The sequence below is a fragment of the Domibacillus sp. genome (assembly GCF_031181085.1).
Taxonomy (GTDB): domain Bacteria; phylum Bacillota; class Bacilli; order Bacillales; family Domibacillaceae; genus Domibacillus.
Map to the genome: position 1 here is coordinate 233047 of NZ_JAPSLE010000006.1, position 11822 is coordinate 244868.

Below are 11822 nucleotides of genomic sequence, written 5' to 3' on the forward strand. Positions count from 1 at the left end.
CATGAACAAAAAAGACATCGCACATATTCGGAAACAATTCAAAGCAGATAATGATTTACTTAAAATCTCTGACATTTTTAATGTATATATTATGAAGGAATCAAGTGACATTTATCATCATCAAAGCCAGCCCTTTGAAATGCTTGACCAGGACCAACAGGAGTTATTTATGAATAACTTCAAGAAATTACTCGCCGGCCAATTGGATGAAAAGCTTTTTGAGTTAAAGTTTCAACGGGAAGCAGAACATAACAGCCAGCTTATTTTGCATCAAGGGTTACTAAGCGCTGATGTAGAAGGCTGGAAAGAGCAGATGCTTCAAATAGTTGGAAAAATGCTTGCACTGCGGCAATATGAGAAGGATATTGTCGTCACATTTATTCGCGGGGAATATTTCAAGCCAATGAAACGCCGTAATCCAGAAACTGAAGAGAGCGAACGGGATACCGTTTATTCTCATCCATTTATTTTATGCAGCATCAATAACACACAAGAGCCAAAAAAAGAATTACTTTTCGACTATGTTGAAAAAGAATTCAAATATCATTTTGTCCTTGATCCTATTATCAATCTCAATACCCCCCTTTCAGGCTTTCTGTTTCCCTGCTTCACTGATAATGCAGCAGATGTTAATCATATTCTTTATTCAGCAGGCAAGGTGCATGAACCCGATCACTCGTTCATTGAGGATGTATTAAACGGGGAAGAAACGATGACGGCAAAAGATGATAAAATTGTTTTTGAAGAAATCATTAGAGACGTAACCGGAGATCAGCTAAGCACGTCTACACTCTCCCATGTGTACGAAGAGATTAACCGCATGATCGAGGAAAATGAGGAAGAAGAACCGCCAAAACTAGATTCCAAAGACGTAGAACGGGTTTTAAAAATGAGCGGCCTTGAAGACATCAATTCGGAGATGATTAAATCAGCCTACCAAAAAATTATTGATGACGACAAGTATGAGATCAAAGCAAGCAGCATCCTGCCAAAATACACATCAAAATCCATTAAAATCAGCACGAAAGCAGCGAACATTTCAATCAGTCCACAGGATTTAGGCTATGTGAAAAAAATTCTTTTTAACGGTAAACGCTACCTCATGATTGAAGTCGAAGAAGATACCGTGATCGAAGGCTTTACGATGATTCCAGAAGCTCTGGGCGGCGACATAGAACAATAATAGATAAATGTGCCAGGTGCCCTCAATGATGACATCCTCCCCTTCGGGGTACCTGACAAGCATAAAGGACGGGTCTAAAACTTCTTAGAATAGGAAGTATTGGACCCGTCCTTTATGTATAAAACTATAAATTGCAGCTCCATGCTAAGTCTCCTTTTTATCTTTCCTAACGCTTGATTTTAAAATAATTTCAGAGCAGGACAGTGTGTGCTAAGGAAAATAAAAAAGCTCCTTATCAGTTGATCAACTGATAAGGAGCTTCGGTTAAAAAATATAGAGTTAGTAAGTGATGAGCCTCACTCTTACCTTACTAACAAATCTTATCGATCAAGGGTTTGAGGGGCAGATTACATCATGCCGCCCATTCCACCCATGCCGCCCATGTCAGGCATGCCCATACCGCCGCCTTCTTCTGGCTTGTCTGCTACAACTGCTTCTGTTGTTAGGAACAGAGCTGCTACAGACGCTGCGTTTTGAAGAGCATAGCGTGTTACTTTTGTTGGGTCTACGATACCAGTTTCGATCATGTTTACCCACTCGCCTGTTGCTGCGTTGAAGCCAACGCCGACTTCTTCGCGCTTCAAGCGGTCTACGATAACAGAACCTTCAAGGCCTGCGTTGCGTGCGATTTGACGAAGCGGCTCTTCTAGTGCACGAAGAACGATTCTTACACCTGTTGCTACGTCGCCTTCGCCTTCTACTTCAGCTACTTTGTTGTATACGTTGACAAGAGCTGTACCACCACCGGATACGATACCTTCTTCAACTGCTGCGCGCGTTGCGTTCAACGCGTCTTCAATGCGAAGTTTGCGCTCTTTTAATTCTGTTTCAGTTGCAGCACCGACTTTGATTACGGCTACGCCGCCCGCTAGCTTTGCAAGACGCTCCTGCAATTTTTCACGGTCGAATTCAGAAGTTGTTTCTTCTAATTGTGCACGGATTTGGCTTACGCGGCCGCCGATGTTTTGAGAATCGCCAGCGCCTTCAACGATTGTTGTGTTTTCTTTTGTAACGACTACTTTCGCTGCACGGCCAAGTTGTGTAATGTTTGTTGTTTTCAGGTCAAGGCCAAGCTCTTCTGTGATCACTTCGCCGCCTGTCAGGATCGCAATATCTTCAAGCATAGCTTTACGGCGGTCACCGAAGCCTGGTGCTTTAACTGCTACTGCGTTGAATGTACCGCGAAGTTTGTTCACAACAAGTGTTGCAAGTGCTTCGCCTTCTACGTCTTCAGAGATCAATAGAAGCGGCTTGCTTTGTTGAACCACCTGCTCAAGCACTGGAAGGATTTCCTGAATGCTTGTGATTTTTTTATCTGTGATTAAGATGTATGGATTGTCTAAAACAGCTTCCATTTTATCAGAATCTGTGATCATGTAAGGAGATGCATAACCACGGTCAAACTGCATACCTTCTACTACATCAAGCTCTGTTGTGAAGCCTTTTGATTCTTCGATTGTGATAACGCCGTCGTTTCCAACGCGCTCCATCGCTTCTGCGATCAATTGGCCTACTTCTTCGTCAGCAGAAGAAATCGCTGCTACTTGTGCGATTGATTCTTTGCCTTCGATTTGTTTAGAGATGTTTTGAAGCTCTGTTACAGCTGCTGCTACCGCTTTGTCCATTCCTTTGCGGATGCCGACTGGGTTAGCGCCTGCTGTTACGTTTTTAAGACCTTCACGGATCATCGCTTGCGCTAGAACCGTTGCGGTTGTTGTACCGTCACCGGCTACATCATTTGTTTTGCTTGCTACTTCTGCTACAAGCTTCGCACCCATGTTTTCAAACGCGTCTTCAAGCTCGATTTCTTTCGCGATTGTGACACCGTCGTTTGTAATAAGTGGAGAACCGAATTTTTTCTCCAATACAACGTTGCGTCCTTTCGGTCCAAGCGTTACTTTTACCGCATCCGCAAGCTTGTCTACACCAGCAAGCATTGCGCGGCGCGCGTCTTCACTGAATTTAATGTCTTTAGCCATGTTAAAAGTGCCTCCTTTAAATGATGGTTCTATTAGTCGTTCATTTTGAATGTTAAATTAAGCCGCTTTTTGCGGATTGTTAGCCAATTACAGCTAAAATGTCATTTTCGCGGAGCAATAAGTAGTCGTTTCCTTCAAACTTTACTTCTGTTCCTGCGTATTTTGAGAAGATAATGCGGTCGCCTTCAGCAACTTCAAGTGCTACACGCTCTCCGCTGTCAAGCACACGTCCTGTACCCACGGCCACAACTTTTCCTTCCTGTGGCTTTTCTTTTGCCGAATCTGGAAGTACAATTCCGCTGGCTGTTTTTTCTTCAGATTCTACTAGCTCAATTACTACGCGGTCACCTAGTGGTTTTAACAAGTGAAACCCTCCTCAAAAATGGTTGAATATATTTTTATTAGCACTCTACTCTAATGAGTGCTAACACAATTATTATAATAAAGGATGCCCTATCCTCTTTGCAAGCAGAAAGCGGAAAAATTTTCAGACTCCTTATTTGAAGCGCCTTTCGTTCAATAGTACAATAAAAAGAAGAACGCCGGACGTTGCGTTTTTTCTATCAGTAAAGGGGTTTTTTTGTGAAAAAAGAATACGGGTTCATTTTGATTACGTACATTGTCATGCAGCTTTCCGCTTTCGTCGGCCAGCCGCTCCTGTACGAGGCAGGACTCATTGCGGGAGTAGAGCCCGACCGCCTGAAAGCGCTTGTCCCAGGTTACTGGACGGTGACCGCATTTGCGCTGGCAACGGCGATTGTGCTGCTTATTTTATGGCGTTCTACGTATCGAAACTCCATTGAACGTCAGGCACCTGTTCCTCCTGGCTCTGCAATGGTCTGGGCTATAATTGGCGTATTTATGGCGTTTGCTGCCCAGTATGCGGCCATCATGGTTGAAACGTTTCTTCTTGGCATTGAGCCGGGATCGCAAAACACACAGGATATTATTGAGCTTGTCCAGGGACTGCCGGTTGTTGTCCTGGCCGTAGCGGTATTTGGACCGATTTTAGAAGAAATTGTGTTTCGTAAAATCATTTTCGGCTCGCTTTACAACCGGATGCCGTTTTTCTTCGCGGCTTTAATCAGTTCGCTTATTTTCTCTGTCGCGCATATGGAGCTGGAGCACACAATATTATATGCGGCAATGGGGTTTACATTCGCTTTTCTTTATGTAAAAACAAAACGAATTATCGTACCGATTGTCGCGCACGTGTCGATGAATACATTTGTTGTGCTGATGCAGTATGTGTTTGCGGATGACCTTCAGGAAATGATTCGCAAAGCAGAGCAGATGGAGCAGCTGTCCCAATGGATCAAGTGGTGGTAAGGGGGAAATCGCGTGCAGTCTTATTTAACAAGAGGCATTTTTTTTAGTGTCCTTGGTGCTTTTTTTGTTCTTTTTGCCATTCAGGATGTAAATGCAAATGGGTTTGGTCCCTTTACATACCTGCTGATTCTGCTGGCTACTATGGATATTGGCACAGGCATCCGCCTTATCTTTACCCATATAAAACGGCAAAAAAGCCAAAAATAAAATCCGTCCAGGTTACTGGGCGGATTTTTCTTCGTTTTCTGCTTCTGCGGTGAGGGCTTCTGCCTGCTGCGCTTTTTTGAAGCCGATTCTTGAGATCCATACACTCACTTCATAAAGCACAAAAAGTGGTACGCTCACTATGGCAAACGACATAATATCAGGCGGAGTAATGAGCGCCGCGATAATCAGCAGGACAAAATAAGCGTAGCGCCGAATCTGCCCTAACAGCTGTGGAGTGACAATGCCAAGCCTTGTTAAAAACAAGGTAATGACCGGCAGCTGAAAAAGGAATCCAAATGGAATCGTTGTTTGAAATAAAAAGTGAAAATATTCATTGATGCCGATTACCTGTTCAATATTCAAATCGCCAGACAGCTTCATCATAAAATGAATAATGTAGGGAAATAACACAAAATAGGAAAACGAAAGACCGCCAAGAAACAGCAGTATCGACGCCGGAATATAGCTGAGCGTAACCCGGCGCTCCCGTTCATGGAGGCCCGGACTGACGAATGCCCACAGCTGGTATAAAAGAACCGGCGAAGTTAACACAACTCCAATCACAAAAGCCATTTGAAAATAAATTTTCAGCGGATCGGTTACACGAAACGCATTCATCGTTAAGACAGCCGCTTCATCTGTATGCTGTAAATACTGGATGATCGGCTTGGCCAAAAACAGCCCGCCGATTGCCGCAATAAAAAAGAAAACAATCACAATGATGAGGCGCTTGCGCACTTCCTCTAAATGTTCATATATCGTCATGTCCTGCTGGTTCATTTGTCTATCATCCTAACATTACTTGGACTCTTTTTTGTCCTCTGTCCGCTCTTCATCATCGGCCAGTCCTTTTGTTGAGTTTTTAAACTCACGAAGTGTATCCCCTGCTGCCCGTCCAAGCTCCGGGAGCTTTTTCGGTCCGAAAATCAAAAGTGCTGCCGCGCCAATCACAACCATGCTTCCAATACCTGGCATTGGCATCCGCCTCCTTTTTCCTAATCATAACTGATTTAAGAACGCAATACTATGATCATTTTTCGACAGACTCATCCGGATAGTTTTTCAGGAAATAAACGAGCGATTGCAGCTCAACCGCCAGGTCAATGTGGTGCACCCGAATCTCAGGCGGCACATTTAGTCTTGCGGGTGTAAAGTTTAAGATCCCTTTAATATCTGCTTTTACCAGCCGGTCCGTAATGGACTGGGCCGCTGCCTGCGGAATCGTTAAAATCGCGACTGGCACTTCTAAGTCAGATAATACCTTTTCTAATTCATCCATATGATGAATGGGTACGTCTCCAATTTTTTGATTGACCTTGCTCTCTTCAACATCAAAAGCCACCAGGATCTTTGTATTGTTGTTTTTTAAAAAGTTATAATTTAAAAACGCTGTTCCTAAATTTCCGACACCAATAAGCGCTACATTGGTCACTTCATCCTGATCAAGGGTTTTGCGGAAAAAAGACAGCAGATAGCTCACATTATATCCATATCCTTTTTTGCCAAGTGCGCCAAAGTATGAAAAATCGCGGCGGATTGTCGCCGAGTCTACTTTCACTGCTTCACTCAGCTCTGCCGATGACACCCGCTGTTTTCCGGAAGAATGCAGGTTTTGGATAAATCGATAATATAAAGGCAGACGCTTTGCCGTCGCCTGAGGTATTTTCATCGAATCGTTGTTCATTTTTTTCCCTCCAAGGTGGTACCGCTTCCATGTTTGTTTTCTTTTCTTAATACAATCATAAATCTTTGTAGCGTTTTTCACAAGAACCGCTTCTTTTTCATTGCCCATGGCGCTGAGCTCAAGTAAAGTGGAAGGTGAGGTGAAAAACAATGATTCTTCTACAAGTACAGCAGCTTTCGAAATATTATGGAGCTGAACTGATTTTATCTAATATTAAGCTTGAAGTGCAGACAGGCGACCGCATTGCTCTTGTTGGACGTAACGGAGCCGGCAAATCGACTCTGCTGAAAACGATTGCCGGACAGCTTTCTTATGAGGAAGGCGCCATTATGAAGCCAAAAGACGTAACCATCGGCTACCTGGCACAAGATACCGGGCTTGAATCGGACTTATCTATTTGGGATGAAATGAACAGCGTATTTGACAGCCTGCGCGAAATGGAACAAAAGCTGCGGGCACTTGAAGCCAGCATGGCTGATCCTGATGTGTATGAAAATCCCGCCCGCTACAACCAGGTCATGACTGCTTACGATAGTCTGCAAAATGAATTTAAGGAAGCAGGCGGCTATCAATACGAGGCTGATCTCCGATCGGTCCTGCACGGATTTCGTTTTCACGATTACGACTATGATACCCGCATTTCCACGCTGAGCGGCGGACAAAAAACACGCCTCGCCCTTGCCAAGCTTCTTTTAACAAATCCGGATATTTTAATTCTCGATGAACCGACCAACCACCTTGATATCGAGACGCTTTCCTGGCTTGAAAATTATCTGCAAAGCTATTCTGGTGCGATTTTAATTGTCTCGCATGACCGCTACTTCCTCGATAGAACCGTTAATCAGGTATATGAAGTATCCCGTCATAAAATCCGCCGTTTTACTGGTAACTACAGCAAATACTTAACCCAGAAAGCCGAGCAGTTTGAACGAGAAATGAAGCAATATGAAAAACAGCAGGAAGAAGCGGCAAAGCTGGAGGAGTTTATTCAGCGAAACATCGCACGTGCCTCTACTACAAAACGAGCGCAAAGCCGGCGCAAGCAGCTTGACCGCATGGAAATGATGGCTCGTCCGGACGGAGACGAAAAACCGCCGGGCATGCTGTTTGATATCGATCGTCAGAGCGGCAGCGAAGTACTGCATGTAGACCATGTATCGATAGGCTACAATGGTGAAAAAATTGGCGCAGATTTGTCTTTTTCCGTTACACGCGGTGATAGCATTGCCCTTGTCGGACCAAATGGAGCCGGCAAGTCGACCCTGCTCAAATCCATTACCGGTGCTCTTCCGCTGATTGGCGGCGATATTCGTCATGGTGCCGGAGTGGAGATCGGCTACTATGATCAGGAGCAATCTCATTTGAACCGGGCTAAAACCGTGCTGTCTGAACTGTGGGATGACTATCCGGGCACACCGGAAAAAGAAATCCGTTCGATACTAGGCACGTTTCTGTTCTCAGGAGATGACGTCTTAAAGCCAGTAGCTGCTCTTAGCGGAGGCGAAAAAGCGCGCCTTGCGCTGGCCAAGCTGACGATGCAAAGGGCCAATTTCTTAATTCTCGATGAGCCGACGAACCATTTGGACCTTGATAGTAAAGAAGTACTTGAAAACGCCTTGATCGATTATCCGGGTACTCTTTTATTCGTGTCTCATGACCGGTATTTTATTAACCGGATTGCTACAAAAGTGATTGAGCTCGACAAAGAAGGCGTAACCGTCTATCTGGGTGACTACGATTATTATGTAGAGAAAAAAAATGAGCTTGAGGAGCTCGCTGCGCTTGAAGCAGACGAAAAAACCGTCACAAAAGCCAAGCCGGCATCTGCGGATTCTTATAAAACAGATAAAGAACAGCGTAAAAAAGAACGGCAGCGAGCGCGGCGGATTGAAGAAATCGAAACAGAAATTGCCGCTCAAGAAGAAAAAGTAACGGAAGCAGAAGAATTGCTTTGTCTGCCTGAAGTATATGAAGATCACGAAAAATCGCTGGAGCTGCAGCAGCAGCTTGATCGGGCAAACGAAGCGATTGAACAGCTTATGACAGAATGGGAAGAATTGCAATCTGAATAAAGAAGAGGCTATCCACAGCCTCTTTTCTTTTTATCCACATAAAAACAGCGAATACTCTGTTTATTGAAAAGGTTTCCACAGATTTATACACATTACCCACAGGTTGTGGATGAATTTATCCCCTTTATGCACAAAAAAAGGCATTCCATCCAGAATGCCTCTTTTTTAAAAAGCTTCAATATCTAAGCCGGGATGACCATTCATATCCATCCCATCTCGTTTTCCCTGCTCGAATAAAATCGTGCCTGCTGCTGCAATCATCGCCGCGTTATCTGTACATAAAGATAGTGGCGGAATCATAAGCTCAATGTTTTTAAAATCAGCAAAAGCGTTTTCTAAAGAAGTACGAAGCCCTTTATTGGCCGCAACTCCTCCAGACAATAGCACTTGTTTTACTCCATACTCTTTAGCAGCACGGATCGTTTTTTCGGTTAATACATCGACAACACTTGCTTGAAAGCTTGCCGCCAGGTTTTCCGGCACAATCTCTTCCCCGCGCTGCTCTGCATTATGAACCGTATTAATAACCGCTGATTTTAAACCGCTGAAGCTGAAATCGTAAGAACCCTCTTCAAGCCGGACACGCGGAAGCTTATACGTATCTTCTCCTTGAGCCGCAAGCCGATCAATGTGAGGACCCCCTGGATAAGGCAGGTTCAGTGTACGTGCTACTTTATCGTATGCTTCACCCGCTGCATCATCGCGTGTTTCACCAATGACTTCAAATGATCCATGTTCCTTCATATAAACAAGCTCCGTATGTCCGCCTGAGACGACAAGAGACAGGAGTGGAAACGCCATTTCCTTCACCAGGCGGTTCGCGTAAATATGTCCTGCAATATGGTGGACACCAATAAGCGGCAGGTTATGGGCAAAAGCGATTGCCTTTGCAGCATTTACGCCAATTAATAGAGCACCTACAAGGCCTGGACCTTTCGTCACAGCGATTGCATCCATATCTTTAAACGTCAGACCTGCCTGTTCAAGTGTTTCGTTCAGTACAGCGATAATTTGTTCTACATGATGGCGGGAAGCAATTTCAGGCACAACACCGCCAAACCGCTTATGGCTTTCAATCTGAGAAGAAACAACATTCGCCATAATTTCTGTGCCATTTTTTACAATGGCTGCCGCCGTTTCATCACAGCTCGTTTCAATTCCAAAAACATATGTGTTTTTTTCCATTATAAATTCACCCACATTACTAAAGCATCTTCCTGGTTGTCGGTATAATATTGCTTCCGGATTCCACCCGGCTGCAAACCGAATTGTTTATACAATGTCATTGCTGCGGTATTAGTGACGCGAACCTCAAGTGAAAGAACAGCTCCACCATACTCCCTTGCTTTTTGGATCAAAAAACCAAGCAGTTTTTTTCCATATCCTTTTCCACGGAATTGAGGCAAAATCGCGATATTGGTAATCTGCACTTGATCGTACACAACCCACATTCCGCAATAGCCGATAACAAGGCCTTCTTGTTCAATCGTATAATAATGAGCATAATCATTTAGTGCAATTTCTCTTTCAAAGGCTTCTTTTGGCCAAGGAAGGGAAAAGCTTGCCTGCTCTACTTCGAGCACAGCTGGAATATCTTCTATTACCATTGGGCGGATTACTGCATCACTCACGGCCTGCCGCCTTCTTTTCATTTGCTTCAATCCACTTAGCTTCTGCTTCAGCAAGACGCGCATAATTTGGTACAACCTCTGTCGGGTTACTTTCCACAGCCGCCCCGAGCGCTAAAAGAGCAGCCGGGCGGGTATAAGGAACGGCTCTGCCGGCAAATACAGCCTGCTCACCCATTTGTTCAGCAATTATTTTCTCATGAATTTTACTTTCCTGCCCTACAAATAAAACCGGCTCTTTTTGAAGAAGCAGCTCTGTGCACCATTCCGCCGCCGAAACATTCCGATCTTCCAAGACGGGCTGAACCGTGCCATTTGATAAGCGGTACAAGCCAGTGAAAATACGTCCACGCCGCGCATCAAAAACCGGGCAGACAAGTCCATCTACCACGGGAGCTGAAGCAGCCAGTGAAGCGAGACCAGAAACCGCAGCTAGTGGAATATTTAATGTCCAGGCCAGCGTTTTGGCGATCGTTACACCGATACGAACTCCTGTATACGAGCCCGGACCATTTGTTACAATAATCTTTTCCAGATCTTCCGGCTTTATGTCTGCTTCATTCATTAACGTTTGAATAGCCGGCATTACCCGGATAGAATGATTCTTTTTCACATTTGTTACCTGCTCTGCCAGAATGACGTCGCCATCTGCGAGGCCGATCGACAGCGTATAAGTAGAGGTATCAATCGCTAATGTTTTCAAATGTTTTCACCTTCTCAAGAATGCGGGCATATCGATCCCCATTCACTGTTAATTGTACTTTTCGTTGCCCTTCTACACCAGTGTGGAAGAGGTTGATTTGTATGTACTCTTCCGGAAGCTGGTCCGCAATTAAATGGGCCCATTCCACGACCGTAATGCCATTACCATAAAAGTATTCATCAAAGCCCAGATCTTCTGATTCTTCCCCTAGCCGGTAAACGTCCATATGGTAAAGAGGATAGGTGCCTTCGTATTCTTTAATGATGGTAAATGTTGGACTGTTTACATTTTTCGTAACACCTAATGCTTTTGCCAAATGTTGTGTAAATGTTGTTTTTCCTGCTCCTAAGTCGCCTTCAAGCAGCAAGACGTCGCCTGGACGAAGCATATCAGCCAGCGCACTGGCAAACGCGCTCATTTCTTCAAAATTGTTTAACTTCCATGCATAAGAAGATGTCATGTGTCAGCCTTCTTTCCTCGAAAAAAAACCTTAGGATAATGATGATCCTAAGGTTTCTGATTGTATCTTTATTATATCGAATAATTGCGTATTCTAAAAGAAAATGGCGGTCCGGACGGGACTCGAACCCGCGACCTCCTGCGTGACAGGCAGGCATTCTAACCAACTGAACTACCGGACCAACGATTGCGGGGGCAGGATTTGAACCTGCGACCTTCGGGTTATGAGCCCGACGAGCTACCGGGCTGCTCCACCCCGCGACGATAAAAAGAAAATATATAATTTTAATCCTTCACAGCCAGGCGGCGTCCTGCTCTCGCAGGGGGAAACCCCCAACTACCATCAGCGCTGAAGAGCTTAACGGCCGTGTTCGGGATGGGAACGGGTGTGACCTCTTCGCTATTGCCACCTGACTATGAAGTTTGAAAGAAGTGTTCTTTCAAAACTGGGTAGAAGCATAATTGTATGGGCAAAAACCTTTCGGTTACACGCCAAGTGTACATTGATTAAGTCCTCGATCGATTAGTATTCGTCAGCTCCATGCGTCGCCGCACTTCCACCTCGAACCTATCTACCT

General features: G+C 44.6%; 13 protein-coding genes, 2 tRNA genes and 1 rRNA gene. 4 read left to right on the forward strand and 12 right to left on the reverse strand.

What is annotated here, in order from left to right; genetic code table 11:
* The first annotated feature begins 1 nt into the window (after position 1).
* Positions 2 to 1183 carry a DUF4317 domain-containing protein gene (locus RIN81_RS11395; protein WP_309090257.1) on the forward strand — a complete coding sequence of 394 codons (1182 nt, stop codon included), beginning with the start codon at positions 2 to 4 and terminating at the stop codon, positions 1181 to 1183.
* Between the two features lie 347 nt (positions 1184 to 1530).
* Here RIN81_RS11395 and groL read toward each other — a convergent pair whose 3' ends face one another.
* Together groL and groES are read right to left on the reverse strand one after the other, a co-directional pair.
* Positions 1531 to 3162, reverse strand: a complete 1632-nt coding sequence (gene groL, locus RIN81_RS11400) for a chaperonin GroEL (RefSeq protein WP_242237726.1) — start codon at positions 3160 to 3162, stop codon at positions 1531 to 1533.
* Positions 3163 to 3241: 79 nt separating this feature from the next.
* On the reverse strand, positions 3242 to 3526 hold the full coding sequence (gene groES, locus RIN81_RS11405) for a co-chaperone GroES (RefSeq protein WP_050184120.1): 285 nt from the start codon (positions 3524 to 3526) through the stop codon (positions 3242 to 3244).
* A 218-nt stretch (positions 3527 to 3744) separates the two neighbouring features.
* Here groES and RIN81_RS11410 point away from each other — a divergent pair, with 218 nt between their 5' ends.
* Both RIN81_RS11410 and RIN81_RS11415 read left to right on the forward strand, forming a co-directional pair.
* Positions 3745 to 4491 carry a CPBP family intramembrane glutamic endopeptidase gene (locus tag RIN81_RS11410; RefSeq protein WP_309090260.1) on the forward strand — a complete coding sequence of 249 codons (747 nt, stop codon included), beginning with the start codon at positions 3745 to 3747 and terminating at the stop codon, positions 4489 to 4491.
* A gap of 12 nt (positions 4492 to 4503) precedes the next feature.
* Positions 4504 to 4698, forward strand: a complete 195-nt coding sequence (locus RIN81_RS11415; RefSeq protein ID WP_242237722.1) for a YdiK family protein — start codon at positions 4504 to 4506, stop codon at positions 4696 to 4698.
* Positions 4699 to 4710: 12 nt separating this feature from the next.
* On the opposite strand, the gene tatC is transcribed toward RIN81_RS11415, so the two are convergent.
* Genes tatC through RIN81_RS11430 form a run of 3 tightly spaced genes read right to left on the reverse strand, consistent with a single transcriptional unit; the run spans position 4711 to position 6382 of the window.
* Positions 4711 to 5478, reverse strand: a complete 768-nt coding sequence (gene tatC / locus RIN81_RS11420; RefSeq protein ID WP_309090262.1) for a twin-arginine translocase subunit TatC — start codon at positions 5476 to 5478, stop codon at positions 4711 to 4713.
* Between the two features lie 18 nt (positions 5479 to 5496).
* Complete coding sequence (locus RIN81_RS11425) at positions 5497 to 5673, reverse strand: twin-arginine translocase TatA/TatE family subunit (RefSeq protein WP_242237718.1); 177 nt, start codon at positions 5671 to 5673, stop codon at positions 5497 to 5499.
* Positions 5674 to 5728: 55 nt separating this feature from the next.
* Positions 5729 to 6382: a redox-sensing transcriptional repressor Rex gene (locus RIN81_RS11430; protein WP_309090264.1), complete on the reverse strand. Its 654-nt coding sequence runs from the start codon at positions 6380 to 6382 to the stop codon at positions 5729 to 5731.
* 149 nt (positions 6383 to 6531) lie between these two features.
* Between RIN81_RS11430 and RIN81_RS11435 the strand changes: the two genes are divergently transcribed.
* Positions 6532 to 8454, forward strand: coding sequence for an ABC-F family ATP-binding cassette domain-containing protein (locus tag RIN81_RS11435; protein WP_309090266.1), 1923 nt, complete (start codon positions 6532 to 6534; stop codon positions 8452 to 8454).
* Between the two features lie 165 nt (positions 8455 to 8619).
* Here RIN81_RS11435 and tsaD read toward each other — a convergent pair whose 3' ends face one another.
* The 7 genes from tsaD to rrf form a co-directional block, all read right to left on the reverse strand.
* Positions 8620 to 9639: a tRNA (adenosine(37)-N6)-threonylcarbamoyltransferase complex transferase subunit TsaD gene (gene tsaD, locus RIN81_RS11440; RefSeq protein WP_309090268.1), complete on the reverse strand. Its 1020-nt coding sequence runs from the start codon at positions 9637 to 9639 to the stop codon at positions 8620 to 8622.
* Positions 9639 to 10106, reverse strand: coding sequence for a ribosomal protein S18-alanine N-acetyltransferase (rimI, locus tag RIN81_RS11445; RefSeq protein WP_375164537.1), 468 nt, complete (start codon positions 10104 to 10106; stop codon positions 9639 to 9641). The genes tsaD and rimI overlap by 1 nt, the downstream gene beginning before the upstream one ends.
* Complete coding sequence (tsaB, locus tag RIN81_RS11450; protein WP_309090270.1) at positions 10078 to 10785, reverse strand: tRNA (adenosine(37)-N6)-threonylcarbamoyltransferase complex dimerization subunit type 1 TsaB; 708 nt, start codon at positions 10783 to 10785, stop codon at positions 10078 to 10080. Before tsaB ends, rimI begins: the two co-directional genes overlap by 29 nt.
* On the reverse strand, positions 10766 to 11245 hold the full coding sequence (gene tsaE / locus RIN81_RS11455) for a tRNA (adenosine(37)-N6)-threonylcarbamoyltransferase complex ATPase subunit type 1 TsaE (protein ID WP_309090272.1): 480 nt from the start codon (positions 11243 to 11245) through the stop codon (positions 10766 to 10768). The genes tsaB and tsaE overlap by 20 nt, the downstream gene beginning before the upstream one ends.
* 104 nt (positions 11246 to 11349) lie before the next feature.
* Positions 11350 to 11426, reverse strand: a tRNA-Asp gene (locus RIN81_RS11460).
* A 5-nt stretch (positions 11427 to 11431) separates the two neighbouring features.
* A tRNA-Met gene (locus RIN81_RS11465) sits at positions 11432 to 11505 on the reverse strand.
* Positions 11506 to 11542: 37 nt separating this feature from the next.
* Positions 11543 to 11658, reverse strand: a 5S ribosomal RNA gene (gene rrf / locus RIN81_RS11470).
* Between the last annotated feature and the right edge of the window lie 164 nt (positions 11659 to 11822).

Excerpts from the sequence above, each read along its gene's own strand:
- RIN81_RS11395 (WP_309090257.1), top strand. The coding sequence starts at position 2 with ATGAACAAAAAAGACATCGCACATATTCGGAAACAATTCAAAGCAGAT.
- groL (WP_242237726.1), bottom strand. The coding sequence starts at position 3,162 with ATGGCTAAAGACATTAAATTCAGTGAAGACGCGCGCCGCGCAATGCTT.
- tatC (WP_309090262.1), bottom strand. The coding sequence starts at position 5,478 with ATGAACCAGCAGGACATGACGATATATGAACATTTAGAGGAAGTGCGC.
- RIN81_RS11425 (WP_242237718.1), bottom strand. The coding sequence starts at position 5,673 with ATGCCAGGTATTGGAAGCATGGTTGTGATTGGCGCGGCAGCACTTTTG.
- RIN81_RS11430 (WP_309090264.1), bottom strand. The coding sequence starts at position 6,382 with ATGAACAACGATTCGATGAAAATACCTCAGGCGACGGCAAAGCGTCTG.
- RIN81_RS11435 (WP_309090266.1), top strand. The coding sequence starts at position 6,532 with ATGATTCTTCTACAAGTACAGCAGCTTTCGAAATATTATGGAGCTGAA.
- tsaD (WP_309090268.1), bottom strand. The coding sequence starts at position 9,639 with ATGGAAAAAAACACATATGTTTTTGGAATTGAAACGAGCTGTGATGAA.
- rimI (WP_375164537.1), bottom strand. The coding sequence starts at position 10,106 with ATGAAAAGAAGGCGGCAGGCCGTGAGTGATGCAGTAATCCGCCCAATG.
- tsaE (WP_309090272.1), bottom strand. The coding sequence starts at position 11,245 with ATGACATCTTCTTATGCATGGAAGTTAAACAATTTTGAAGAAATGAGC.